At 69.4% G+C, this 22,904-nt stretch carries 25 protein-coding genes and 3 pseudogenes; 11 read left to right on the top strand and 17 right to left on the bottom strand.

The genetic code is table 11. The features are described from left to right. Positions 1-220, top strand: a pseudogene (locus ACFWU6_RS31080) (hypothetical protein); the annotation flags it as partial. A 1,090-nt stretch (positions 221-1,310) separates the two neighbouring features. After that, the gene (locus ACFWU6_RS31075; protein ID WP_383803294.1) at positions 1,311-2,339 is read left to right on the top strand and encodes an aminoglycoside phosphotransferase family protein; all 1,029 of its coding nucleotides are present in this window, start codon (positions 1,311-1,313) and stop codon (positions 2,337-2,339) included. A gap of 76 nt (positions 2,340-2,415) precedes the next feature. Here ACFWU6_RS31075 and ACFWU6_RS31070 read toward each other — a convergent pair. Both ACFWU6_RS31070 and ACFWU6_RS31065 read right to left on the bottom strand, forming a co-directional pair. After that, positions 2,416-2,970, bottom strand: a pseudogene (locus tag ACFWU6_RS31070) (ATP-binding protein); the annotation flags it as partial. Then, on the bottom strand, positions 2,916-3,176 hold the full coding sequence (locus ACFWU6_RS31065; protein WP_383803321.1) for a hypothetical protein: 261 nt from the start codon (positions 3,174-3,176) through the stop codon (positions 2,916-2,918). The pseudogene ACFWU6_RS31070 and the gene ACFWU6_RS31065, both read right to left, overlap by 55 nt. 409 nt (positions 3,177-3,585) lie before the next feature. On the opposite strand from ACFWU6_RS31065, the gene ACFWU6_RS31060 reads away from it, so the two are divergent. Further along, a complete protein-coding gene (locus tag ACFWU6_RS31060; RefSeq protein WP_383984498.1) occupies positions 3,586-4,191 on the top strand; it encodes a DUF6461 domain-containing protein in 606 nt (201 codons plus the stop codon). A 407-nt stretch (positions 4,192-4,598) separates the two neighbouring features. On the opposite strand, the gene ACFWU6_RS31055 is transcribed toward ACFWU6_RS31060, so the two are convergent. Beyond that, on the bottom strand, positions 4,599-4,745 hold the full coding sequence (locus ACFWU6_RS31055) for a hypothetical protein (RefSeq protein ID WP_383803290.1): 147 nt from the start codon (positions 4,743-4,745) through the stop codon (positions 4,599-4,601). Positions 4,746-4,833: 88 nt separating this feature from the next. Beyond that, positions 4,834-5,037, bottom strand: coding sequence for a cold-shock protein (locus ACFWU6_RS31050; RefSeq protein ID WP_383803288.1), 204 nt, complete (start codon positions 5,035-5,037; stop codon positions 4,834-4,836). Between the two features lie 1,007 nt (positions 5,038-6,044). On the opposite strand from ACFWU6_RS31050, the gene ACFWU6_RS31045 reads away from it, so the two are divergent. Both ACFWU6_RS31045 and ACFWU6_RS31040 read left to right on the top strand, forming a co-directional pair. Next, positions 6,045-6,509, top strand: coding sequence for a DUF4142 domain-containing protein (locus tag ACFWU6_RS31045; RefSeq protein ID WP_383984495.1), 465 nt, complete (start codon positions 6,045-6,047; stop codon positions 6,507-6,509). A gap of 325 nt (positions 6,510-6,834) precedes the next feature. Further along, positions 6,835-7,149 (top strand): hypothetical protein, encoded by a 315-nt coding sequence (locus tag ACFWU6_RS31040; protein WP_383803282.1) that lies wholly within the window; start codon positions 6,835-6,837, stop codon positions 7,147-7,149. A 291-nt stretch (positions 7,150-7,440) separates the two neighbouring features. Here ACFWU6_RS31040 and ACFWU6_RS31035 read toward each other — a convergent pair whose 3' ends face one another. Further along, the gene (locus tag ACFWU6_RS31035; protein WP_383803280.1) at positions 7,441-7,662 is read right to left on the bottom strand and encodes a hypothetical protein; all 222 of its coding nucleotides are present in this window, start codon (positions 7,660-7,662) and stop codon (positions 7,441-7,443) included. Positions 7,663-8,202: 540 nt separating this feature from the next. Further along, complete coding sequence (locus ACFWU6_RS31030; protein ID WP_383803278.1) at positions 8,203-8,607, bottom strand: hypothetical protein; 405 nt, start codon at positions 8,605-8,607, stop codon at positions 8,203-8,205. Positions 8,608-8,858: 251 nt separating this feature from the next. Here ACFWU6_RS31030 and ACFWU6_RS31025 point away from each other — a divergent pair, with 251 nt between their 5' ends. Further along, positions 8,859-9,251 (top strand): hypothetical protein, encoded by a 393-nt coding sequence (locus ACFWU6_RS31025; protein ID WP_383803276.1) that lies wholly within the window; start codon positions 8,859-8,861, stop codon positions 9,249-9,251. A gap of 276 nt (positions 9,252-9,527) precedes the next feature. Next, on the top strand, positions 9,528-9,758 hold the full coding sequence (locus ACFWU6_RS31020; protein ID WP_383803275.1) for a DUF6480 family protein: 231 nt from the start codon (positions 9,528-9,530) through the stop codon (positions 9,756-9,758). 664 nt (positions 9,759-10,422) lie between these two features. On the opposite strand, the gene ACFWU6_RS31015 is transcribed toward ACFWU6_RS31020, so the two are convergent. From ACFWU6_RS31015 to tap, 5 genes are all read right to left on the bottom strand, one after another. Further along, the gene (locus tag ACFWU6_RS31015; protein WP_383803273.1) at positions 10,423-11,247 is read right to left on the bottom strand and encodes an alpha/beta fold hydrolase; all 825 of its coding nucleotides are present in this window, start codon (positions 11,245-11,247) and stop codon (positions 10,423-10,425) included. A gap of 827 nt (positions 11,248-12,074) precedes the next feature. Beyond that, positions 12,075-12,446 carry an STAS domain-containing protein gene (locus tag ACFWU6_RS31010; protein WP_383803271.1) on the bottom strand — a complete coding sequence of 124 codons (372 nt, stop codon included), beginning with the start codon at positions 12,444-12,446 and terminating at the stop codon, positions 12,075-12,077. Then, positions 12,443-13,816, bottom strand: a complete 1,374-nt coding sequence (locus ACFWU6_RS31005; protein ID WP_383803269.1) for a PP2C family protein-serine/threonine phosphatase — start codon at positions 13,814-13,816, stop codon at positions 12,443-12,445. The genes ACFWU6_RS31010 and ACFWU6_RS31005 overlap by 4 nt, the downstream gene beginning before the upstream one ends. Before the next feature lie 284 nt (positions 13,817-14,100). Continuing rightward, positions 14,101-14,664, bottom strand: coding sequence for a telomere-protecting terminal protein Tpg (tpg, locus tag ACFWU6_RS31000; protein WP_383984492.1), 564 nt, complete (start codon positions 14,662-14,664; stop codon positions 14,101-14,103). 8 nt (positions 14,665-14,672) lie between these two features. Continuing rightward, entirely contained in the window at positions 14,673-16,931 is a 2,259-nt protein-coding gene (gene tap / locus ACFWU6_RS30995; protein ID WP_383984489.1) for a telomere-associated protein Tap, read from the bottom strand. A 122-nt stretch (positions 16,932-17,053) separates the two neighbouring features. On the opposite strand from tap, the gene ACFWU6_RS30990 reads away from it, so the two are divergent. After that, positions 17,054-17,317: a type II toxin-antitoxin system Phd/YefM family antitoxin gene (locus tag ACFWU6_RS30990; protein WP_266975791.1), complete on the top strand. Its 264-nt coding sequence runs from the start codon at positions 17,054-17,056 to the stop codon at positions 17,315-17,317. Beyond that, entirely contained in the window at positions 17,314-17,559 is a 246-nt protein-coding gene (locus ACFWU6_RS30985) for a type II toxin-antitoxin system RelE/ParE family toxin (protein ID WP_267829242.1), read from the top strand. Before ACFWU6_RS30990 ends, ACFWU6_RS30985 begins: the two co-directional genes overlap by 4 nt. A 111-nt stretch (positions 17,560-17,670) precedes the next feature. Here the strand turns inward: ACFWU6_RS30985 and ACFWU6_RS30980 are convergent, their stop codons facing one another. Both ACFWU6_RS30980 and ACFWU6_RS30975 read right to left on the bottom strand, forming a co-directional pair. Beyond that, the gene (locus ACFWU6_RS30980) at positions 17,671-18,675 is read right to left on the bottom strand and encodes an NADP-dependent oxidoreductase (protein ID WP_383984486.1); all 1,005 of its coding nucleotides are present in this window, start codon (positions 18,673-18,675) and stop codon (positions 17,671-17,673) included. A gap of 143 nt (positions 18,676-18,818) precedes the next feature. Continuing rightward, the gene (locus ACFWU6_RS30975; protein WP_383984483.1) at positions 18,819-19,511 is read right to left on the bottom strand and encodes an SDR family oxidoreductase; all 693 of its coding nucleotides are present in this window, start codon (positions 19,509-19,511) and stop codon (positions 18,819-18,821) included. Positions 19,512-19,634: 123 nt separating this feature from the next. Between ACFWU6_RS30975 and ACFWU6_RS30970 the strand changes: the two genes are divergently transcribed. Beyond that, positions 19,635-20,204 carry a TetR/AcrR family transcriptional regulator gene (locus ACFWU6_RS30970; RefSeq protein WP_383984501.1) on the top strand — a complete coding sequence of 190 codons (570 nt, stop codon included), beginning with the start codon at positions 19,635-19,637 and terminating at the stop codon, positions 20,202-20,204. A 52-nt stretch (positions 20,205-20,256) separates the two neighbouring features. On the opposite strand, the gene ACFWU6_RS30965 is transcribed toward ACFWU6_RS30970, so the two are convergent. From ACFWU6_RS30965 to ACFWU6_RS30955, 3 genes are all read right to left on the bottom strand, one after another. Then, complete coding sequence (locus ACFWU6_RS30965) at positions 20,257-20,436, bottom strand: hypothetical protein (protein ID WP_383984480.1); 180 nt, start codon at positions 20,434-20,436, stop codon at positions 20,257-20,259. 58 nt (positions 20,437-20,494) lie between these two features. Continuing rightward, on the bottom strand, positions 20,495-21,163 hold the full coding sequence (locus ACFWU6_RS30960; protein ID WP_383984477.1) for a hypothetical protein: 669 nt from the start codon (positions 21,161-21,163) through the stop codon (positions 20,495-20,497). A gap of 329 nt (positions 21,164-21,492) precedes the next feature. Beyond that, positions 21,493-21,762 (bottom strand): hypothetical protein, encoded by a 270-nt coding sequence (locus tag ACFWU6_RS30955; protein WP_383984474.1) that lies wholly within the window; start codon positions 21,760-21,762, stop codon positions 21,493-21,495. Positions 21,763-22,003: 241 nt separating this feature from the next. Here ACFWU6_RS30955 and ACFWU6_RS30950 point away from each other — a divergent pair, with 241 nt between their 5' ends. Further along, positions 22,004-22,672: a hypothetical protein gene (locus ACFWU6_RS30950; protein WP_383984471.1), complete on the top strand. Its 669-nt coding sequence runs from the start codon at positions 22,004-22,006 to the stop codon at positions 22,670-22,672. A gap of 114 nt (positions 22,673-22,786) precedes the next feature. On the opposite strand, the pseudogene ACFWU6_RS30945 reads toward ACFWU6_RS30950, so the two are convergent. Further along, a pseudogene (locus ACFWU6_RS30945) lies at positions 22,787-22,904 on the bottom strand (restriction endonuclease); the annotation flags it as partial.

Below are 22,904 nucleotides of genomic sequence, written 5' to 3'. Positions count from 1 at the left end.
GCTGAACATCGTGCTCAGGCCGCGCAGCGAGGAGCGCACCGGGAACTCGTACCGGCTGCACCCCCTGGCGGCGAAGTACGAGACCCCGGAGTCGATGGAGGCCGCGTTCCGCGCGGCCCTGGCCCGCATCCAGGCCGGGGACCTCCCCAACCTGAAGCTCCCGGCCTACCACCAGGCCCCGCCGTCCCCGACGGGTCGCCCAAAGCTGCAGGTGGCCTGAGGGCCGGCGACGGCTCACGGGATGCGGGATACGGCGAAGGGCCCCCACGGTCGTGGGGGCCCTTCGTGCCTGAGTAACTTGATGCCGTCAGTGTAATCGACCGGCCGCGGATGCGGGCGGCGGATTGCTCCGCACGCGGCGCCGTGTTCGTGCGGAGCCGGGGCGTGCCTGTTGCTCGACCTGGACGGGGATTGTTCCGACGGAGGCCTGTGGATGACGGCGCTGGTGTGTGGCCTGCTCGGCGGGGCCTTGGTGCTCCGCGAGGCTGACCGCCGGATGCAGGCCTGCATGCTTCTCTGGGGAGCACACCGCCCTCATGCGGTAAGCGCCCCGGGGGGCGCTCTCTGCTCGGGGGCCCGATGCTGGGCGCTGCATCGCCCCTCTTGCCTGCCGTTCCGCCACGGCCCGTGAAGCCGCCCGCGACTGCCGTAACAAGTTGAAATGCGACGTATGCATAGATTGCCGGACTTGCTGAAAGTGCTCGCATACACCCTTCGGCTCGCCTAAAGTCCCAGTTTAGTGAGCCTGCTCCCCGCGCACGCGGGGATGACCCCATCGTGACGACGGCGATGATGAGGAAGGTCTTCTGCTCCCCGCGCACGCGGGGATGACCAACTTTTGTCCGCGGACAAAAGTCGGCGCCCCCGCAGTACGTCCGTAGCCAGGTTTTGGCAGCTACTTGAGCTGTGGGTGGGCCCTCGGCCTCGCTAGAACCGCACGGACACTCCAGACGACGAAGCTCCGCGCTGCCGGCTGGCCACGCCGCCCTGACCCCAGACACGGCTGTGGTCGCCCTCGGCAGTGAGACCGAGGAGGGTTGAGGAACGAGCGGTGACCTCCGTAGCGTCGAACGACACCGACGCACCCAGTGGCTTCGTAGGTGAGAACGGAGAGCGATTGTTGATGGTGGTCAGCACCGCTTCGTGATCGAGCCGTCCAGGAATGTTGATGAGAACTGGCAGCACCTGGGAGGCAGTCCCGGGTGTTTCCCTGTTTCGCTGCGGTGTGGCGGTCCTCGGCGGCGTGAAGCAGGACGGCCAGTTGTGCGCAGTAGCCGCACGCTCGTTCGGCCGCGTGGAAGGATGAGCGCATGTGGTTGCGGCTGCCGTTCGGGGACGAGTTAAGGGCCAAGCTGGGATCGCCCAGGCGCTCTCGCAGACTGGGCAGCAGCCCTCGCTCGCGCGTGTGGCGCGTCGAGTTGCCAGAGGCAACAGCGGTGGTGAAGCAGATCGTCGACGGTCCTGATGCCGATGAGCGATACGCCCGTGAGGTGGCCGCGCTGCGGCTCGCCGCCCGAGCTGAAATGCCCGTGGTGCCAGCGTTGCTGGCCACCGATCCCGGCGAGCGGGTCTTGGTGCTGGAGCATCTGGATCACCGACGCCCCGCCAGCGACTGGATCGTCGACTATGCAGCCGCGTTGGCACGCCTGCATGCCACCGCCCGCCCGGAGGACGTTGGCAAACTTCCCCGGTGGCAGGGCCCGAACCAGGCCGATATCGAGTCTTTCCTGCGGCTGGCCGGAGCTCTGGAGCTTCCTGTCACCTCTGGCGTGTCCGGCGAACTCAATGACCTCGTGAACCGGCTCGACCAGGCATCTGGGCATGCCCTTCTCCACGGGGATCCCTGTCCCGGGAACGATCTCCACACCGCCACGGGGATCCGATTCATCGACTTTGAGCAAGCGTCACTGGGCAGCGGCTTGATGGAGCTCGCCTACCTGCGCATCGGATTTCCGACCTGCTGGTGCGTCACTTCAGCGTCGGAGCCGCTGCTGGAACGGGCGGAGAGCACATACCGCAACGAGTGGCGCACCCTGACCGGCTCCGAAGCCCCAGACGGGCTCGCTGACGCGTGCGCCGGCTGGCTGCTCCGCGGCGACGCGCTGGTTGAGCGGGCACGCCGCGAAAGCACTGATCACCTGGCCCGGATTCCGCACCGGGACTGGACGTGGGGCACCGCGACCGCCCGACAACGGCTCGTCCACCGGCTCGGGGTCGTTAGCCAGATGACGGCCGACCACACCTCTCTTAGCAGCGTGAGCAGCCTCAGCACCGCTATGCGCCAACGTATGCTCGCTCGCTGGCCCACGCTTCAGCCCGTTCCAACAAAGCGACCATAGAGGTCGGCTGACACCCCCAGAATCGTCGACGAGTCACTGGCATGCCGACCAATCTCGTGCCCGGCGGCAGTGTTGGTCAGCCGACGGCTTGCTGTTCGGCGCGGGCGCGGGTGGTGGCGAGGCGGTAGGAGTCTGTGCCGGTCTCGATGATGTCGCCGCCGAAAGTGAGGCGGTCGACGATGGCCGCGCAGAGCCGGGGGTCGGTGAAGGTCTTGGTCCAGCCTGAGAAGGATTCGTTCGAGGCGATCGCCACGCTGTTCTTTTCCTCGCGTTCGGTCAAAACCTGGAAGAGGAGCTCGGCACCGCGGCGATCGAGTTCCATGTAGCCGAGCTCGTCGATGCACAAAAGATCGACGCGGCCGTAGCGGGCGATTGTCTTGGTCAGCTGCTTCTCGTCGGCCGCCTCGACGAGCTCGTTCACGAGCTTGGTAGCCAGGACGTACTTGACCCGGTAGTCGGCCATCGCGGCTTCGGTGCCGAGGGCGATCAGCAGGTGGGATTTGCCGGTGCCGGAGTCGCCGATGAGGCAGAGCGGCAGGCGCTTCTTGATCCATTCGCACTTGGCGAGGGTGTGGATCATGGCCGCGTCGATGTTGGGGTTGGCGTCGAAGTCGAACTTTCGCAGGGAGTCGTGGACTGCTGCGGTCGGCGCTCGTGCTCGATCATCGGTTCCATCCTGGCCAGGATGCGGCGCAGGGGCGCGTCCGGGGCGCCGGCTGCGAGGGCTTGCGCTGCCAGCTCGGCCACGGTGGACCCGGCGGTGCGCAGGCTCGCCACCCTGCGATTGCGTAGCTCCACCGCGTCCGTGAGTTCCTTGAGCAGCTGCGTCCAGTCCATGCCCCGCACAACGTCCGTGGTCGGGCGGGAGTGACGGGCAGCGGCATGTGGGCAACCGGGATCTGGGCGCGGTGGCGAGGGTAGCGGGGTGCAACGCGGGGGGTGCAACACGCCTGCTCGCGTTGCAGCGGGGACGTCTTCGCAGGTCAGGCCCGCAACAGGGGGTCTGTTGCAGTGTGTTGCGCGAGTTCGTTGCACGGCAGCGTTGCACCCCGATTGCAACCGAGGGTGACGAACTGCCCTCGGATAAGTGATCTTGACCATTTGCCAGGTCAGTTTGACCGCCTGGTGAAGAGGAGGCTTGCGGCCCGGGTAGCTGATCCTGCGCCCCGAAACGGCAGGGGCTGATCTGTCGCACTGGCCGTCTAGCCTCGCTGGGGAAAGTCGATCGATGCGTGGAGGAGTACGGATGAGTGGCCTGGGTTGGATGTACGGGGCGGACCTGCCGCTGGTGAGCGTCACCTTTGCCCGTGACCTCACTCCGTGGCAGCTCTTGGAGCGGATGGGGGCGGACCCCGCCACGCTCGCTGAGCGGACCCAGGAGGACTTCGACGAGGACTTTAACGACATGCTCTACGAGGACGACGCCTACGTGGTCACCGCCGGCCGGTACGGCTCGTGGGCCTGGGTATGGGAGCACGGCAGTTGGCTGTGCGTCGAGGACGATGACCTGCTCGACGAGCTCTCGGCGGGGACGGCAGCTCTGTCCCTGCACGTTAACGAGAAACCCCTCGTGGACTTCCGCTATGCCGAGAACGGGCAGCTGGTGACCGGTCTGCACACCCTCCTGGGCATCGAGCCCCGGCACCGCACCGGCCAGGACCCTCACCGCTTTGACTCCGAACTGCGGGCGCTTGGCGCCCAACCGGACACTGGCGAGACCGGACCGCTGGGAATGCGCGGGCTCTTCTACCGTCTCACCGAAGGACTTGGTGCGGGCCTGGACCAGGCCGATCTCCATGCCGAGACAGTCCTCAGCGCCCGGCTTCGGCCCCATCCGGACCGGGTTGCGTGATGCGCCTGACTTGTTCACCCGACGGGCGAACAGGTCGCCACGATCACTTGGCAAATGGTCAAGATCACCTATCAAAGGACACGAACGCCGAGGTTCGGGTCTGGGGCCTCACAGCTCACAGGATGGTTGACCCGAAACCTGTTCACCAGGGAGAACAGCCCGCCACCTCATAGGCAAACAGGGCAGATTTCGGCTCACAGCTCACAGGCTGGCCAACAGGGTGTTGTGAGGTGTTGTCGTCGCTCAGCGTGAACCTCACAGCAGGCGCGGGGGGAAACAGTCGCACGCTGTAGATGGCCTCTTTGACCTCTACTTGGCCACTGGCGTCCGGTGAGCGACCCCGCTTCGGCGAGTCGTGATCACATACAGAGATGCGTGCATGGTGATGGCGAGGCCACCCGGCGAGTTCAGGGGGCGAGCAGCGGCCCGAAGGTCTGCCGTGCGATCTTCTCGGCCTGCGCCTGGGCGACCACACGGCCCGGGATCCCCGGGTGGTCGTTGATCCAGTCTGTGCGGAGGCGGCGGAGGTGAAGAAGTTCAGCGCGTCGCAGCACGCCGTGTCCGCGGGCCCGCCGCCGGGTCGCTGCGACGCCCCGCCGGTGGCTGAGGGCCGCCTGCGGGGCGTCGGGGGATATGGGCGGCTCAGACCGGGCGGATGTTCTCCGCCTGCGGGCCCTTCTGGCCCTGGGTGACGTCGAACTCGACCTTCTGGCCCTCCTGGAGCTCGCGGAAGCCTTGGGCGGCGATATTGGAGTAGTGGGCGAAGACGTCAGCGCCGCCACCGTCCTGCTCGATGAAACCGAAGCCCTTCTCGGCGTTGAACCACTTCACGATGCCCGTAGCCATGCTGTTCTCCTCGACGTGCGCAGCCGCTGGCGCCCGCACTGCGCGACCGCCGTGCCCGACCGGCCTCGCCCGATTGCAGTCCCGGACGGTGAAACGCCCGTGACCGCGAGCACGGGCCGGCTACGGCTCGGAACCACGACTGCTCCTGGCGACCACGCTATCGCCCCGAGATCCTGCCCCGCAAAGGACACGGCCCCGCAAGTCACCGCGGGCATTCGCGTTGCCCACTCGGTTCACCAAAACTGGATCTCTGCACGCGATTTCCCAGCGGATCCAGCGCATACGAGTGGCGGGCGCCGCTCCGCCGGTGTGGTGGGTACCGGACGAGGGACATCGGGTGTGTTCTGGTCCGGCCTGGTCGCCCCGGGAAGGGCGGCTGCGGCTTACCTCCCCCCGCCCCCGGGGCTTGCCGTCACGTCGCCGGCCCCCGGGGCGGGGAGAGCGAGCCCCGAAGCCGGCCGATTGAACGTCACCACATCGGACAAGATCGCCGTGCCAACTGCTGGATACCAGCGCAGACACGGTCCTTGACCATCGTCGACAGCGTCAGCGCTGCCGGGAGCGGGGCCGGCCCGCACTCCCTGGCGATGGCCATGCCGAGGAAGGTCCCCACCAGCAACGCGACACTGCCGTCGCCCATCACCGACCACGTTCCCCCGCCTGCGTCGCGGTGAACGTCGAGGTCATCCCCACCTACGTCACCGCCTCGGTGGCCTGCACCAGCGCAGACTGCTCCATCGCGCGGTTCTACGCGGAGCGCGGTTCTACGCGGACACCGCGCGGTCCCTACGCGGACACTCGGTGAGCAAGACGTCCTGACGGCTGTGAAACCAAACGCCTGCCGCCCTGCCCTCGGCTGCAGCGTGGTGTTTGTTCTCGGGCGCCATGGACAGGCGCCGGGTGCCGCGGTCTTCCCGGCCGCTCGGGCCGCCCGCGGTCTGGGAGGAACCATGCGTGCAAGATTTTTGACGATCGCGGTGTTCACAGCTTCCCTGGCGTGTTCCGGGGTGTCGGCAGTTGCCGCCGCGCCGGCTCCGGGCAGCACCGATGCGCGTTTCGTGCAGATGGCCCACCAGAGCAACCTGGCGGAGATCGCCGCCGGTAAGGACGCCCAGAAGAACGCGACCACGACATGCGTCAAGCAGGCCGGTGCCACTCTGGTCAGCGATCACACCAAGCTCGACGCGGAACTCGCCGCGCTGGCGAAGAAGGGCGACGTCTCCCTGCCCGGGACCCCGACCCGTGAGCAGCAGGCCACGCTCGCCGATGTTCGGTCCAAGGCCGGCAGCCCCGACTACGACAAGGCCTGGCTGATGGCCCAGGAAGCCGGGCACACCAAGACGCTCACGCTGATCGACCAGCAGATCAGCCAGGGCAAGGACACCGAGACCACCACTGCGGCGAAGAAGGCGCGCCCGGTGGTCGCCATGCATCTGGACATGGTCCGCGGTGGGACCTGCCACAGCACGTGACGGCGCCCCGTCCCGCATGACCGCACCCGCACTGGGGGCGTAATCCTGGAGTTGCAGGGTGTCCCCCGCCAAGCGCTACGCGTGCGCCCGGTCAGCGACCGCTGGAGCGGCGAGGTCCTCGAGGCTCAGCGCCGAGCGCCGTCGCCGCGTGATTCCAGCGTCACCCCTGGGCAGAGTGCCAACGGTAGGCCGTTTGCGTGATTTGCCCCTTACGTGATGCTTACTTGCCGGTTTTCGGGTAGTCGCCTGGTGGGACGGCGTCGATCTTGGCGTACTCCCTGCCGTGGAGCCCTCCGTGCTCCGCACAACGGATTGGACACCTGCCATGACCACCGCGAACCCGGGCGGCACCCCCGCAGGCCGCCGGACTGCCAGTGCCGGCGTGTCCGGACACGGGACACGGCGCCTGTCGACCGAGACGAAGTCGGCCCTGAAGACGACGGAGTTCTTCGTCTACATCGCCGCCGTCGTCGCGGTCCTGATCGCGTCCATGCTCGTGGGCACCGAGGAGGGCCACCGCGACTACTTCCGCGCCGACCAGGCATGGATGTACATCGTGATCCTCACCGTCGGCTACATGCTCAGCCGCGGGCTGGCCAAGTCCGGAAGCCGGGACAACTACGACGACAACGGCTCCTGAGTCCACGCGCCACACCACACCGGGGAGAAGCCGAGCCGCACAGTCGCGAAGCCTGGCTGCCCAGCTGGCCGGGGCCCCGCTCCTGCCTCGTCTCCCGCGCAGATCACCGATCCGCAACCGGGTGATCCCGGACCACCACGGCCTTCTCGCGCCCGCCTGGGGGAAAGTCTTCACCGTGCGGGGTAACTGGGCCACGGTGACCTCGCAGCGAGTCGCCCTCTGCCCGACCACCAGGCCGGGCAGAGGGCGGCGCAAATCCAGACAGCGGATCCCGGTAGGGCGGGACCGGCGTCAGTCCTTGGCGATGGCCATGCCGAGGAAGATCCCCACCAGCAGCGAGACACTGCCCACGGCCATCACTGACCACGTCCCCGCCTGCGTCGCGCCGAACGTCGACGTCATCCCCGCCTGCGTGGCCGCCTGCGTGGCCTGCGCCCCGGCCATCGTCGCCTCCTGGACAGCCAGAGCCGTCTCCAGCCCCTGAACCCTGCTCTCCAGCTCAGACTGCTCCATCGCACGGTTCCTCTCTCACGGCGAGCCGGGCTGATCCCGGCCTCACCGTCCATCGCTTCCCCACCCCGCGGACACAGCCGCGCCACTCACCTGGGGTGTACCCGTTTGCCGACGGCGGGCGCTCACCGTGGCCATGACGGCTCACAGGCACGGGCGGCGAACGAGAGCGCGTACAGCGCTACGCCTGCCGCGTTGGCCGCGGCATGCACCAGTACGGCGCGCATCTGCGGGCGCCGCAGTTCAGCCCGTTCCGTCCAGCCGGCCGCCGCCGCAGCAGGGAGCGCAGCCACGATCCCGACCCCCGCCAAGGCGCGCACCGCCCGTCGGCAAGCAGTCCAGGACAGCGGCGGACATCAGCTGCCCATGGGCGTCTGCACCCTCAGCGGATGCACCGGATGGCCCAGCCACTGGCCGTGCAGAACCGCGCCCCTGGCCTACGGGTAGCGCCCCGGCTGCCCGCCGCCCGGCGTCGATCAATCGGGCCACTGCCTCGGGCGGCGGCCGTCCCGGTTGGCGCTGTCTGATCCGGCGGGCCCCGGCTCAGCCGGCCTGGGCGACGAGGCGGGGGTAGCCAAGGTCCGACAGAGTTGCCGCGACGATGGCCACCTGGTCCCCGTCCAGAGCATCCGCCAGTGCTGCCTGAGCTTGACCGTAGGCGGACCTATCCCGGGGGACGGTAGCCGCAGGTAGCCAGCAAATGGACACGATCTTGTTATGCCGCGTTCCGTCCGCACTGGCGAAAGGCAGGTCATAAAGGACAAGCCGGGGCTGATCAACAGGCAGTGCCAACAAAAGCTCGTCGTGTGTCAGGTTGCTCTGATCCTCGACGAGGAGGGAATCCGCGGAAGCGCCGAGCCGGAAGATCACGGTATTGACATCCGGTTTGCCCTTCAAATCCCAGAACGCCCTGATGCAGCTGTCATCCACGGTGATAGCACGGCCCACGATGGTTCCTCCGGTGCAGAGTGCGACTTCGAGGACCCCAACGACCTGCCCCCCACCGAGTTCTGCGCACGCCTCCAGTCACCCGGCCATGACTGCGGTCCACGGCGCCGCGGAGGAGTTCGCGCAGCCGGTTCGCCCCGGCACAGTCTTCGGCGGCCTGGGATTAACGGTGGGACAATAGGGCTGCCAGCGGTGGGGTGGGCGCGTCCCAGCAGCTTGAGCCTTCCGCATACAGAACAGCAGGTCAGGCCATGGCCAATCAGCAACGCAAGCCTTCTCAGCCCACGCACGGTGAGGGCCCGAGCCCACACAAGGGCACCGAGCAGCACGGCTGGTCGCCGGACGTGGACGAGACCAGGCAACAGGACAACCCAAGCGCTCACCGCTCCTTCCACCCGGACAAGTACGCACCCGCCAAGGGGCCCGGCAGGACCGTCGCCAAGGAAGAAGCGGGCAACCCCCACGGCAACCCCACCAAGAGCATGAGCAGCCGCGGCGAGGGGCAGGACAAGGGTTCCGGTGACAAGGGAATGCACGACACCGGACCCCGAGGCCGCTCGCAGCGTCCCAGCGGAACCAAGGACGCCTCTGCCTACACCGGTGTCGACCCCCAGGACCCACCCGAGACCCAAAGCGCCGGATAAACCCCCAGCCGCTGCTACCACACCTCCCCGACGCCCGCGCTGTACGAAGGCCCGGCATCCACGCTGACACCTGTCGCGTTGCGAACGGGGTAGGCAAGTCAGAAGCGGCAAATTCTCGGCTACCACCGGCATGCTCCGCCGGATGGTGGCGCCGCCAGCGTGAGCGCCCGTAGTGACGCGCGGCAGGTCAACGACCCCGGCTTCGCTTAACCGTCTCCCCATCGCAGCCGTGTGGCGTGGTGCGCGGAGCTGTTGCCAAGGTCAGGAGGCCACTTCATGTCCGCACAGGATTGGGAACCAGATCCGGGCCGTACGCCTTCACCCGGCGCAGGGACCGGGGTCCCGCCGGGCGAGACTCCGCCTGGTGAATCGAGCACGGGTACGGGAACCGGTCCGTACCGGCCCCTCACCCGTGGCTGGGGAAAGGGACCCCTGGTGCTGATCTGCCTCCTTGCCTTCGTCATCGCCCTGTTCTTCCTGGCCTATGCCATCACGCTGAACCTCTGAGGTGGCCGATCGCCCACCCAGCCTGGCACCGACCGGACCACACGTCCTGCCCCGGCTGAGGTGTCGATTGCCGAAGGGGGCGGGACGGACGAAGGGGTCGGAGTTAGGTGCCTCTGCGAGGGTGTCGAGCATTCGGGGAGCGGGGTCGACGGCAGGCGGCAGGTGGGTGCACAGCACGTTCTGGGCGTCCATGGCACGCAGCGGCTGGAGGGTGGCGAGGTACTTCCCGGTGTCGACGGTGTGGACCCACGGGCTGGCCACGGTGGCCCACAGCAGCTGCGCGGCGCGCAGGTCCTCGGGGTCCGAGGTCGGCGGCCGTACCGTCCACGGCGGCCTCCGCGCTCGGCATCGGCGCGCCGAAGCAGTCGGAGGTGAAGCACGTCCGCGTCCGATCGTCGTAGAAGCCGACGTGGCGGGGTTGTCGAACAGCGGCGGCCGGAAGGCCCGGAGCGTGCGGCCGCCGCCCACGCCCAGCGACTGGCCCGGGTTCACCAGGTGTCCGCGGTCCATGGGCAGGGGGGCGGCCACCGGGTTGGAGCCCGATCCCGGTCTTCAGCGCGACGCTGGCCTGGAATGCGCAGGTACGGGTCGAGCCGGACACCGACAGGGACCCCCTCCTGGCACGGATCGCCTGAGCGGCTACGGCGCTCGCTGCCTCGTCGCCCTACGTCTTTGCGGGGAAGCCTGCGGTCAGGTGGGTGATCAGCTGGGCCGGCGCATCCTCTTGGAGGAGGTGGCCGGCACCGTCGACCCAGTGGAGTTCGCAGTGGGGAATCCTCTCGTGCAGCCACTCGGCGTACTGGGGCGGAAGGATGCGGTCCTCCCGGCCCCACACCAGGCGCACGGGGATCGAGATGTCGCCCAGCAGAGATTCGTAGCCGGCCGTGTCGCTCTGCTTGATCTGGCTGTACTGCCGGTAGAACGCGGCCTGGCCCTCCGCACCACGCCACGGCGCCAAAAACGCCTCGAGAACGCCGGGCCGAAAGCCGACGTGCGTGGCGTTGCGGAGGTGGCTGGCCACCAGCGCTTCGTGCGCGTAGCCCGGGAGCTGCTCGAAGACCTCCGGGTGCTGGAGGATCAGCTGGAAGAGTCCACGTTCCCAGTCACCGCCGCTCACGGCGTCAAAGAGCGTCAGGTCCCGGTAGTTCGCCTCTTCCATCAGCAGCGCCCGCAGCGCCACCGCTCCGCCGATGTCGTGGGCGATGACGCTGGGCCGAGACAGCTGCCAGTGCCCAAGGAGACGGGCGAAGTTCCGTGCATGAGCCGCCAGGCTCAGGTCCTGGCCCTCGCCTTGCTCCGACTGGCCAAACCCGAGGTGGTCGAAGACGAAGACCCGCCGACGCGCCGCAAGCGCCGGGGCGATGTCCCGCCAAAGGAACGACGAATACGGAGTGCCGTGAACGAGCACCACCGGCTCCCCGCAACCGAAAACCGACCAGCGCACGGTCCCATCGGGTGTCTCGAAGACTTCACCCAGCTCCCAGTTCACGCTCACGCTCCTGCTCTTCCCCGGGGACGGCACCATCCCGGCGTTGCGGGACGCTACACCGCACCACCTGCCGCCCTCGATAGCCACACCGGACTCGAACCCGGCCCCTCTATCCCCCGGCCATTCGCGGGGGACGAAGGTGTCGGCGTCCGGGTAGGAATGGACCCGAAATCGGTGTTGCTGTCAGAACTGGGCGTCGTCGGCTGAGAAACCGGGGCGCGGTCGGTCGGGGTGCGGGAGTAAGTTCAGCCGTACGGGGTGCGGCCTCGGCCAGCAGGGCCGCGACGGGGGTCGCACCCCGACACCGCCGTAGTGCCCGCGTCCGCCGGCTGAGCGAACGCCGCCTGCTGCACGGCCCCCGGCCCGGGGCATGAGCTGACCGCCGACCCGACTCTGACCCGGCGGGCAGGCGCCGCGCGTTCCGGTCATGGAGTCTTCGGCCAGGATCGCGGCCAGCGCCAGACCGGCCACCGCACTCGCCGCGACTAGCGGACGTAACGCGGGGCGCAGCGCAAGGTCCCGCCGCAGCCTGCTGGGCCCTGTGGCGCGTGTCGGGGCGGGCGGACCTGCTCCATCGCGGGTGGGCGGCCTGTTCTGGGCGGTTGTCCGGCGGGCGTGGTGCAGGAGTTGATCGGCTTCGTGCCGGGACCTGCTGGTGGAGACACGGGCGTAGCCGATTCGGATTTCGGTCGGATGGGAGCGGGAGGGCGCCCAGGGGGTCACCGTTTACGGCGCTGACGGGGCTGATACGGCTGTCCACGCGTCGCTCGTGTCATCCCCGTACGGCCTGGGTGGCCGCCGTCGTCTGCGGCGGCCACCTCATGGGGTTACGCGATGGCGGTGTTCCGGCTGGAGGTGTGGGCGTTGAGGGCGTGGGCTGTGGTGGGGTAGGCCGGCAGCTGGGTGGTCAGGCCGGTGAGGTTCAGCAGCCGCTCGAGCCGGTCGGGGACGGCGGCCAGGGTCACACTGCCCCCGGCTTCCTTGGCGCAGCGGTAGATGCCGATCAGGGCGTTGAGACCGGAGGAGTCGCAGAAGGTGACGGCTTCAAGGTCCAGGAGCAGGTGGCGGTGGCCTTGCTCGATCAGGGCCAGTGACTGGCTGCGTACGTGGGGGGCGGTGTCGAAGTCGAGGTCCCCGGAGACGTGGGCCACGGCGAGATCAGCGTCGGCGCGCTGGGTGGTAAGGCGGAAGTCGGTCACGGTCGGCTCTCCGGCATCTCGCCGGCGGGGGCGATGGTGTGGGCGGTGGCCGTGGCGGTGAAACCGTCCACCGCGGCGTCGGCGCGGGGGACGGACAGGGCCAGCAGGGCGACGTCGTCGCCGGCGCCGTGGGGCGTGGCGTCGATGAGGGCGATGGTGTCCTCGATGACCGCCGTCGCGCTGACGATCGCGGTGCGGGCGGCGAGGAAGCCGGTCAGGCCCTCATCACCTATCATCTCGCCGTCCGCAAGGCGGGCCTCGGTCAGCCCGTCGGTGTAGAGCAGCAGTCCTTCGCCTGGGGCGAGGTGGATGCTGTGGGAGGCGAAGTGTGCGCCTGCGATGGCGCCGATGAGCATGCCGCCCATGGGCTGCACCGCCTCCACCGTCCCCTGCCCGCGCAGGTGGTAGGCCGGGGGGTGCCCGCCGGTGGCCACCGTGACGGTGAAACCTCCCTGCTCGTGCGGCTCCAGGACGCCGAAGACGGCGGTGCAGAACCGGCTGCCGACGGCCGCATCGAGGAGCAGCGCCGTGTTCAGCGAGGTGAGGACCACGTCGGGGTCGGGGTCAATCAGGGCGGCGGCGCGCAGGGTGTAGCGGGTCAGGGAGGTCAGGGCGGCGGCTTCGGGGCCCTTGCCGCACACGTCCCCGAGGAAGAACGCCCACCTCTTGCCGTCCAGGGGAAAGACGTCGTAGAAATCGCCGCCCACGTCCTGCGGGGAGGCGGTGGCGTAGTGGCAGGCCAGCTCCAGCCCCGGTACCACCGGCAGTGCCGGCGGCAGCAGGGTGCGCTGGAGGGTGGAGGCGAACGCCTGGATGGCGGCCATGTCGCGCTCCGCGCGCTCGCGGGCCTCCTCCTGCTCGATGCGCCGCTCCTGCTCGGTGCGCAGGGCGTTCAAGGCCGCCAGGCGCATCTCCAGCTCATCCAGCACGATCGCGGCCAGATCCGCGAGGGTGGCGGTGTCGTCCTCGGTGATCAGGCGGGGCTTGGTGTCGAGGATGTTGACGGTGCCCAGCCGGTGCCCGTCGCCGGTGATGATCGGCGCGGCGGCGTAGAAGCGGACCGCCAGCGGACCGGTGACCAGGCCGTTGTTGAAGGCGACGGGGTCGGTGAGAGTGTCCGGGATTACCAGTGTTTCGTCGGCGAGGATCGCCGAGCCGCACAGGCCCGGCTCCCGGTCGATCTCGCTCACGCCCTCCAGGCCGTGGACGGCCTTGAACCAGATCCGGTCCTCGTCCACGATCGTCACACTCGCCACCGGCACCTTGAACAACCGGGCCGCCAACGCCGCGACGCGGTCGAACGCGCCGTCCGGCGGGGTGTCGAGGATGTCGTAGCGGCGCACGGCATCCATCCGGCCCGCTTCTTCCACGGCACTGAGCGTCCGTCGGCCCGGCGTGTCCGCTGGGCCGGTCGCGTATCCCGCTTGCGGCATCGTCCACCTCTCCTTGGCGCGCCAGCTTCGATGCCGACAACGACGGCAGCTTAGACCCAGCTGTCCGGCGTCAAGAAACCAATCCGCAGAGTAACCACAGAGCAGCGTCAGCGGCCTTTGCCAGCTAGCGTGCTGATTTGCCACTGTGCTGCATCGTCACAGCGAGCGAGCCCCGGACCGCATCGGTCCGGGGCTCGCTCGCCGTTCGGGTACGGCGACCTCTACAGCTGGAATCCCAGGTCGAGTACGTCGTTGATCTGGACTTCCTGGAGGGAGCCGGCGCGGCGGCCGCTGTCCTGGAAGTAGACCTCCTTGAGTGCTTCGGCGGTGAGTTCGCGCAGGCGGTCTTCGGTGGCGCCCTGTTCCTGGGCGTTGAAGAGGCGGGCCGCGTACTGGGGAGGCAGGGCGACGGTGATGTGCCGTTCGCGGTCCTCGTCCGTGGAGTCCATCGACGCTCCGGCGTAGCCGAGGCGGGCGTGGACGTCGATGACGATGCCGCCGGTCGTCGCCGCCTTCTCCTTCGCCTTGGCGCGGATCTGCGGCTGCCAGCGCTTCTTCACCTCTCGCTCCAGGCGCGCGCCGAGGTCCGGGCGGGGCTTCTTGATCTGGTCCTTCACGTACCGTTCGACGGTGCGCTGGGAGACCTGCAGCATCTGGGCCACCTGCTTGGTGCCCTTGTACTGCTTGACCAGGTAGCGCATCTGCACGCCGGCCGACTTCGGCGCGGGGCGGGTGAACGCCTTCGCCACGGCCTGGTTGAGGCCGTCCCCGAACTCCTTGTTCATCGCGCTCCCTACTCCCCGTTGTCCTTGTCGGTGACGGTGCCGTCCTTGATGTACCGGGCGAGGTTGAGCTCAGGCGCCTTGAACTGCTCCCTGGCACCCTCTCCCCACAGCGTGGTCTGCGTGCCCTCGTGCTTCACCAGGCCGGGGTTGACCCCGAGCTTGAAGCCGCCCGGCAGCGGCTTGCCCTCGCGGTAGGGCAGGAAGTCCAGCGGGCTCTCGCCGTCGACGGCGTAGACGACGCAGTCGGACAGGATCGCGACCGGGTACTGCCCGGTGAACGCCGCGTGCTTGACCATCTTGCGGTGGAGGTTGATCCGGGTGCGGGAGATGACCGCCGCGCGGATGTCGGGCCGCCAGGTCGGTCGCTCCAGGGCCCGCCACCGCTCGCCGGACGTCCAGCCCTCGCCGCGGGGCCGCTCGCGCAGCTTCCCCAGCCCGCCCTTCACGGTCGCCTTGATGGCCGAGGCGACGATGGCCATCTGCGGGTCGCGGCTCTTGTAGCCGTCCATGGCCGTGAGGAAGTCCTCGGGCGACAGGTCGGCGTCAACGCCGAGGTCGGCCATGGTGGTGAGGTAGGCGTCGCGCAGCCGGCTGTACCAGCCGTCCAGGTAGCGGCCGGTCTCGTACCGGACCCACGCCTCAGTCGGCGTCACGTCGTACCCGAGCTCCTGGGCGTAGGCGACGGTCGGCGTCGCGTACCAGGCCGGCCCCTCGGGCCGATCGCCCTTCGGCGTGAACGGGGAGGGCAGCAGAGCGCCGTCCAGCTCCACCCACTCCTTGCCGACCTTCACCCGCGACAGGTCGACGTGGCTGAGGTCGACCAGCCAGCTTCCCGGGAGCTTCGGGTCGAACACGGGGTTCTTGACGTGCGTCGGCGCGCCAAGGCCGACGACCAGGCCGTTGGCTCCGGCGGCGAACGCCATGTTGACGTCCAGGCCCACGAGGTTGCTGCGCAGGCATTCGTCGTCGTTGAGCGGGCGCGCCCAGTCGTACGCCTCCTCGAACAGCTTCTCCGCAGGTCCCCGGACGTGAAAGCGGGGCAGGTCCGCCAAGAGCGGGTGTCCGTCGGGGGCTTCGCACGGCGCGCAGTCCACCGGGTCCTTGCCGAGCGAGCCGGGGGTCTTGTCGTCGGCCTGCCGCAGGATGCCGGTCTCTTCATCGCGTACGGCGTAGGTCGGCGGGTGCAGGGCGGTCATCAGCTCCAGGCCGGTGACGGCGGTGGAGCCGCGCGGCGTCATCACCCGGGACGCGTACGCGCCCAGCACGCGTGCGAGCTCCGCCGGCGGCAGCTGCCCGGCTGCGCCCCAGAACCGGGCGTCCAGCGCGTTCCACGACGGGATGCACAGCTGAACGCACTGGCGGTCCGAGCCCTTGGCGGGGCGGTAGATCCGCGCCCACGGGCCGAACCCGCGCTTGGTGAGCTGCCAGTCGGCGCGGGTCAGCTGCTTGATGACCTTGTGACCCTCCGGGATCCGCCCGGCGATCCGCTCCTCCTCGGTGAGGCCGACGGGCAGACCGTAGCGCTCGCACGCGGCCGCGGTGAGCACGACCAGCGGGTCGGCCGGCCTTCCCGGCCCGGACAGCTTCGGCTGACCGAGCTTCGCCTCCTTGAGGGTCCAGTCCACCAGGGACGGCAGGCTCTTGGCGGGCACGTCCAGGACCAGGCCGCCGACGCAGTACGCCAGCACCTTCCCGTCCTCGACGTCGACAACGGCCAGCGGCCCGTTCTCGAACCGCGGGTCCGTCTCACCCATCGGGGCCTCGGCCGGGGCCACCTTCTTCGCTCCGGGACGGCGCGACGTCGACGCCGTCGGCCTGGTGGTGCTCGCCGGACGCGGCGCAGCCGATGGAGCAGCGGCGGCAGGGGCAGGAGCGGAGCTGGTCTGGGTGTTCTCGGTTGCAGTCATGTCCGCAGCCTCGGGCGCCGGACCTGTGGACAGAGCCCGCGCTTCCGCCCGAGCGGGCACAGCGGTGAACGTGGCCGGCACCGCGACGGCAGAGGGGGCGGCCGCGCCGGCCGGGGCCGGAACCGGGTAGAGCTCCGCGAGCTGCTTCAGCAGCCGCGCGTACGCGTCCCGTTCCGGCGGGCGGGGCTCGGTCTTGCCCGACTCCCAGCCCGACACCGTGGCGCGGCGCACCTTCAGCGCGGTGGCCACTTCGTCGATCGTCAGACCGTGCGCGGCACGCAGCCGCTTGCGCTCCGCCGGGGGCGGAAGCGTGGAGCGGGACGCGACCAGCGCGTCGACTGCGTCGAACAACTCGGACATGGAACACCTCCTGACCTCACTCTACCCCACGAAACGTACATTGCACGTACGTTCACCGTACGAACTGCGTACGTTTCTGGATTCGGGCGCGTGGAAGTGCACACTTCCGTAAGCTGGTGTGCATGACGACGGAGAGCAGCACCTACTCGATCGTGGAAGCGCGCGCCCGGCTGGGCGCCATCGCGCGTGAGGTCAGCGCCACCCGGGAGCCGGTGGCCATCACCGACCACGGCCACACCATCGCGATGCTGGTCAGCCCCGCCGACGCTCTGGAGCTCCAGGAGCTGCGGGCGCTGGCCGCCTACCGCGCGCGCCAGGAGCGCGGCGAGAGCGCCGGCATTCCGCACGACGAGGCGTACCGCCGGCTGTTCGGCGCTGAGGCATGAGCTACGAAGTCATCTGGGAACCCGAAGCCCTCGCTCAAGCGGAGAAGTTCGCCAAGGACGACCCCACTGGAGTGCGGCAGGTGTTCACCGCGATCGACCACCTCGCCGACGACCCCCGGCCCGAAGGCGCCTTCGGGACCGCCGACGTGCTGCGCATCCACGTGGGGGCGTACCGGGTGATGTACGAGATCAGCGACCAGCAGGTCCGCGTGAGCGTGATCCACCTCGGTCGCTTGCGCTGAACGCCGGAGGGGTCCAACCAAGGTGAGCCCAAAAGCCGCCACGGGATGATCTTGGTGTTCTGATCCCCTGCCGCCCCTCTACCTGGTGTCCGGCGGGATAGGTGCCCGCGCTCACGCCATCGAGACGACGACCTTGCCGGCCTTCGCGCGGCCCTTCTCGACGTACTCCATGGCCTGGAGGGTCTCGTTGAACGGGAAGACCCGGTCGACGACTGGGTGGATCTTCCCGGCGTCGACGAGGCGGGTGACTTCGCGCAGCTGGTCGCCGCTGGCCTTCATGAACAGGAAGGAGTAGGTGACGCCGAGGCGCTTGGCCTGGCGCCGGACCTTCGCGCTGAGCACGGCGACGCCCAGGCGCATGACCGCGTTCGCGCCGAGTTCGACGCCGGTGGCCGGGTCGGGCGGGCCCGCGACGGAGATGACGATGCCGCCGGGCTTGAGGACGCGCAGGGACTTGGTGAGCGTCTCGCCGCCGAGGGAGTCCAGGACGACGTCGTAACCGTGGAGGACCTCGGAGAAGTCCTGGGTGCGGTAGTCGATGACCTCGTCCGCGCCGAGTTCCTTGACCAGGCCGACCTTGGCGGTGCTGGCGGTGGTGGCCACGTGCGCGCCCAGCGCCTTGGCGAGCTGGATGGTGACGGAGCCGAGGCCGCCGGCACCCGCGTGGATGAGGACCTTCTGGCCCGGCTGGACGTTCGCCCGCTCGACCAGAGCCTGCCAGGCGGTCAGCGCGACCAGCGGGAGGGAGGCGGCCTCGGTCATGGTCAGCGAGGCGGGCTTGAGGGCCAGGTCGTCCTGGTGGACGGCGATGCGTTCGGCGAAGGTGCCGATGCGGTCCTTGTCGGGCCGCGCGTAGACCTCGTCGCCCACCGAGAAGCGGGTGACGGACGATCCGACGCGGACGACGGTCCCGGCGAAGTCGTTGCCCAGGATGAGCGGGAGACGGTACGGCACGATCGCCTTCAACTCACCCTTGCGGATCTTGTAGTCCAGCGGGTTGACGCTCGCCGCGTGGATCTTGACCAGGACGTCGTCGGCGCCCACCTGGGGGTCGGGTGCATCCCCGGCGCGCACCGTGGTCGGGTCGCCGTACTTCTCGACCATGAAGGCCTTCATTGTTGTCTCTGTTCGTTCGGTCTCCCGCACGAGCGGGGGAGGGGGGTGTGTCCGTTACGGGCTTTTGCCGGTAAGGGGAAGTTTGTGGCGTCATCCGTGCCGAGGCATTCCGCGCTGGCACGGACGGAGGGGCGGGGCGGGCGTCAGGCCGCGGCCGTCCCGGGGGTGCCGGCCAGGCCCTGCTTGACCTGCCGGGTGACCTCGTCGGCGAGGATCTCGGGCTGGCCCGCCTCGATGCCGAGCAGTGCCTGTGCCGCGACGTCGGCGGGGGAGACCTTCTGGTCGGCGGGGACGCCGGCGGCCATGTCGGTGTCCATGTAGGCGACGTGCAGCGCCGAGACGGTGATGCCGCGGGGTGCCAGCTCCTCGCGGGTCGCGTCGCTCATCGCCCAGGCGGCGGCCTTGGACGCGGCGTAGGAGCCGGCGCCGGCCGGGTGGTACCAGGACAGGGCGGACAGGACGTTGAGCACGGCGCCGCCGCCGTTGCCCTCGATGACCGGGGCGAAGGCCCGGGTCGCGATGAGCGGGCCGACGTAGTTGGTCATTACCTCGCGGTGCACGTCGTCCAGGTCGCCGCCGATGAGCGTCGCGCCGGTGGCGAGGCCCGCGTTGTTGATCAGCAGCGTCGCATCCGAGGCGATGCGGGCGGCCTCGTGGATCGACTCCGGGTCCGTCACGTCGAGGCGCAGCGGGTGTACGCCCGGCAGGTCCACCGTCTCGGGGCGGCGGGCCGCCGCGTAGACCTTCGCGCCGCGCTCCACGAGCTGGGCGGCGAGGTGCCGTCCGAGGCCTCGGTTGGCGCCGGTGACCACTGCGACCGCGTTCTTGAGTTCCATGTCCGCTCCAGGCTCTGGCGGGCGCTGTCGGGGCACCCTCACCATTTAGATTGCACTACCAATCTAAGCACCGGGCTAGGATAGATGCAAGTCGACATCCAAAGCGGAGAACGGGAGGTGGCCATGGGTCGCGTATCGCAGGCACAGGCACAGGAGAACCGCAGGCGGGTGGTGGACACCGCGTCGCGGCTGTTCCGGGAGCAGGGCACGCGCGTCAGCGTCGCCGATCTCATGAAGGCGGTCGGCCTCACTCACGGCGCCTTCTACAAGCAGTTCGCCTCCAAGGAAGCGCTCGTCGACGAGGTCACCGCCCACGCCATCGATGAATGGGTCCGGTGCCATGCGGCCCACTTCGAGCAGTACGGAGGGCGCCGGGACGCCGCTCAGCGGGACCTGATCGACGCCTACCTCGCCCCGGAACACCGCGACAACGCGGCGGAAGGCTGCCCGGTCGCGGCACTTGTCACCGATATCGCGCGTGAACCCGAAGGCGGCGAGGCCCGGCGCACCTATGCGCGGGGTGTGGCCGACTTCGCCGCGTACCTCGCGCCCGGCGGCGAGGGTGGCGAGGGGGGCCTCGTCCAGCTGTGCACCTTGGTCGGTGCGCTGATCCTCTCCAGGGCCACCGAGGGCTCCCCGCTCTCCGACGAGATCCTCGCCGCCGCGCGTGCGGCCCTGGCGGAGACAGCCTGATCGGGGGCGCGGCACCCACCCGGAGTCGCCGGCGCGGCGGCCGCCGTCACCGTCAGCGCGGCAGCAGCACGCCGACCTGGTCCCGGATCTCCCGCAGGATCTCGTCGGCGCCCGCGGCGGCGTTCACGCTCGGCGCCATGGCGAGGAACATGACGGCGGACACGACACGCGCCAGCGTCGCGGCCTCGCTCTCGCCGGTCCGCCCGTCGCGGCGCAGGACGGCGGCGATCATCTCGTGGGGGCTTTTGGGCTCACCTTGGCTGGACCCCCCGGAGGCCGGGCAGAACCCGCTATCCCGCGGTGTTCTTCGTGAAGTGCAGCCAGGCGCTCAGGGCGGCCTGCAGTTCGGTGACGGCTTGCCGGTCGAGGGTCTCCCCCGTCGCGCCGACGCGGAGGCGCACGTTCTCGCCGGTGACCGTCCAGCCCACTGGCAGGCGGTCCGGTGAAGCGATGGGCGAGCCGTGGGCGAGCGTCCGCAGCATCGCCTCGACTCGTGGTGGGAGTGCGCGGTCGCGGGGTGCCCAGGGGACGTTCACGGGGCGGGTGGGCAGGCCGAGGACGGTCCGGAACTCTTTGATCGCCGAGTCGAGCGGCTGAGGTGTGTTCGGGGCCGCGCCAATGAATGCCTCGATCAGCTCCCGGTGCGAGGACACGGTTCGCAGCGTGTGCTCTTCCAGGTCCAGGCGTACGGCGGCAGGTGGGATCAGGGCGCGGGTGAAGCCCTTCTTCGTGTAAGCGGCGTGGTGCACCCGCAGGTTGGCGATGGGACGGGCCAGCGGGTTCTCGCCCTTCCGAAGCGGGTTTTCGAGTGCCATGGAAGGCTCCGGCCGTGACACCCGCGCGAGTTTCCCGTAAAGGCCGTGCGCGCGGAACGTGGTTCCGCTCTCAGTCACCAGGGCTGTCGCCTGCCGGGTCGTGGCGTCATTGCCCAGCCTGTACCCCACGACCAGCATCACCATCAGCCTGTCTCCCTCCGCTGCGACCGCCTTCGTCACGCTAGCGAGCGCAGGCCTTCCACCGAGGCGAAATCTGCGGCTTTCCTCCGGAGACGGCAGACCGCCTGGGAAAATCGGCGCCACCTCCCGAGTGGGTTCCGCGGCCGGCATCCGCCTCAGCGCGCGGACAGCGGCGGGGTGGTCAGCCAGGACTTGACGACCTCGGCCGGCAACCGCACCTGTACGTACGGGGTGAGGGCCTGGGCGATGGCCGCGGCGAGCTCGTCGATGTCGCGGACGAGGTAGCTCGGCGGGGTGATCCAGATGCGGGGCTGCCGGCGCCTGAGCTGAGCTCAGTCCGTATCCCGGCGTTCGTCGTCCAGGTGGCCCATGGCGTAACCCTGCTCATCCGGGTGCCGTGCCAGGCGGGCCATCACCCACGCGGTCCGGGCGTCCATCCCCTCGCCGAAGTCGGCAGCCAGCCGTCGTGCCTGCCACGTCGTGCGCGGGGCGAGCGCCCACCGTACGAGCGGAAAGCGAACGCGGCCGGTACCGGCTTTCGTGCGACCCGCCCCATCGGGGAGGTCCTCGGAGGCGGGGCCGGGGATGTTCAGGTCGGTCACGATCGCGAGTCTGGCGACGGCCACACCGCCGGGACGGCTACCAGGCCGGAGATCACCGAAACGGGCGGCGCCACATCGCTGAGGTTGACGCTCGAGAGGTACAGCGACAAAAACTGAGGGCCCCACCAGCTGGTGGGGCCCTCAAAGTCTGAACCCTGGGGGTATGGCCTGCCCTCGTTAGGGGGCTACCAGGGACGATTCCAGGGTCTTCGTCGCCCAGTGTACCTACGATGACCCCACCATGCACAGCACGCCGCCCACCCTCATCAAGCCGCCTGACGACAAGGCCGTCATCGAGCTGATCACCCCCGACAGGCTGAACCCCTACCTGGGCGTGTGCGCCGGTGATCCTGCCGCCGCCCTCGCGCTCTACCGGTGGAACAGTGATCTCGCAGCTGCGTTCTTCGAACCGCTGGGACACCTGGAGATCATGCTGCGCAACGCGGTCGACGCCCGGCTCGTGGCCCGCCAACAGCGCCGGGGCCGCCCCGCGGAGTGGTACGCCGACACGGCGGTCCCGCTCAGCGGCAAGGCCCGCGCCGACATCGTCCAGGCGCAGCAGCGCGCAGGCCGGGGCGGCACGGCCACCCCGCGCGGAAAGATCATCGCGGAGCTGAGCTTCGGATTCTGGCGCTTCCTGCTGGCCCGCCAGTACAAGACCACCCTCTGGCCCGACATGGCAGGCGCCTTCCCCCACGCTCCCAACCGTGCCCTGAACACGGTGGAAGACCCGGTCAAGCGTCTGCACAAGTTCCGCAACCGCATCGCCCACCACGAGGGCATCTGGCACCTGCCGCTCGAAGCCCGCCGTGACGACATCCAGATCGTGCTCGGCTTCATAGCTCCCGCCGCCGCGGCCTGGGTCGCCGACGCATCGCGTATCGACGACGTCCTGGCCCGCCGCCCCTGAACCTCGTCCGGTCGCGTCACGCCGCTCTCGACAGGGGCGCTGTTCCCGCCCCGCTCGGTTCGCCCCTGCGCGTCGTAGAAGCGACCGGCGGCTTCGTGACCTGCGGATGGCTGCTCAGGACAGGGTGGTCGGCCTGCGGGGCGGGGGGATGGCCCGGAGCAGCTCCCACAGGGGGCGTGAGCCGGACGCCCATTCTCCGAGGGTGTGGCGGTCGATGACGTGGAGGCGCTGC

Source organism: Streptomyces sp. NPDC058674 (assembly GCF_042716505.1).
In the GTDB taxonomy this organism is placed as follows: domain Bacteria; phylum Actinomycetota; class Actinomycetes; order Streptomycetales; family Streptomycetaceae; genus Streptomyces.
The sequence above is the reverse complement of the archived record's forward strand: the minus strand, read 5'-3'. Positions and strand labels throughout refer to the sequence as shown.

Bases quoted from the DNA above. Each gene is read 5' to 3' on its own strand.
- ACFWU6_RS31075 (WP_383803294.1), top strand. From the start codon at position 1,311: ATGTGGTTGCGGCTGCCGTTCGGGGACGAGTTAAGGGCCAAGCTGGGA.
- ACFWU6_RS31065 (WP_383803321.1), bottom strand. From the start codon at position 3,176: ATGGACTGGACGCAGCTGCTCAAGGAACTCACGGACGCGGTGGAGCTA.
- ACFWU6_RS31060 (WP_383984498.1), top strand. From the start codon at position 3,586: ATGAGTGGCCTGGGTTGGATGTACGGGGCGGACCTGCCGCTGGTGAGC.
- ACFWU6_RS31050 (WP_383803288.1), bottom strand. From the start codon at position 5,037: ATGGCTACGGGCATCGTGAAGTGGTTCAACGCCGAGAAGGGCTTCGGT.
- ACFWU6_RS31040 (WP_383803282.1), top strand. From the start codon at position 6,835: ATGACCACCGCGAACCCGGGCGGCACCCCCGCAGGCCGCCGGACTGCC.
- ACFWU6_RS31035 (WP_383803280.1), bottom strand. From the start codon at position 7,662: ATGGAGCAGTCTGAGCTGGAGAGCAGGGTTCAGGGGCTGGAGACGGCT.
- ACFWU6_RS31025 (WP_383803276.1), top strand. From the start codon at position 8,859: ATGGCCAATCAGCAACGCAAGCCTTCTCAGCCCACGCACGGTGAGGGC.
- ACFWU6_RS31020 (WP_383803275.1), top strand. From the start codon at position 9,528: ATGTCCGCACAGGATTGGGAACCAGATCCGGGCCGTACGCCTTCACCC.
- tpg (WP_383984492.1), bottom strand. From the start codon at position 14,664: ATGAACAAGGAGTTCGGGGACGGCCTCAACCAGGCCGTGGCGAAGGCG.
- tap (WP_383984489.1), bottom strand. From the start codon at position 16,931: ATGTCCGAGTTGTTCGACGCAGTCGACGCGCTGGTCGCGTCCCGCTCC.
- ACFWU6_RS30990 (WP_266975791.1), top strand. From the start codon at position 17,054: ATGACGACGGAGAGCAGCACCTACTCGATCGTGGAAGCGCGCGCCCGG.
- ACFWU6_RS30985 (WP_267829242.1), top strand. From the start codon at position 17,314: ATGAGCTACGAAGTCATCTGGGAACCCGAAGCCCTCGCTCAAGCGGAG.
- ACFWU6_RS30980 (WP_383984486.1), bottom strand. From the start codon at position 18,675: ATGAAGGCCTTCATGGTCGAGAAGTACGGCGACCCGACCACGGTGCGC.
- ACFWU6_RS30975 (WP_383984483.1), bottom strand. From the start codon at position 19,511: ATGGAACTCAAGAACGCGGTCGCAGTGGTCACCGGCGCCAACCGAGGC.
- ACFWU6_RS30970 (WP_383984501.1), top strand. From the start codon at position 19,635: ATGGGTCGCGTATCGCAGGCACAGGCACAGGAGAACCGCAGGCGGGTG.
- ACFWU6_RS30965 (WP_383984480.1), bottom strand. From the start codon at position 20,436: ATGATCGCCGCCGTCCTGCGCCGCGACGGGCGGACCGGCGAGAGCGAG.
- ACFWU6_RS30960 (WP_383984477.1), bottom strand. From the start codon at position 21,163: ATGGTGATGCTGGTCGTGGGGTACAGGCTGGGCAATGACGCCACGACC.
- ACFWU6_RS30950 (WP_383984471.1), top strand. From the start codon at position 22,004: ATGCACAGCACGCCGCCCACCCTCATCAAGCCGCCTGACGACAAGGCC.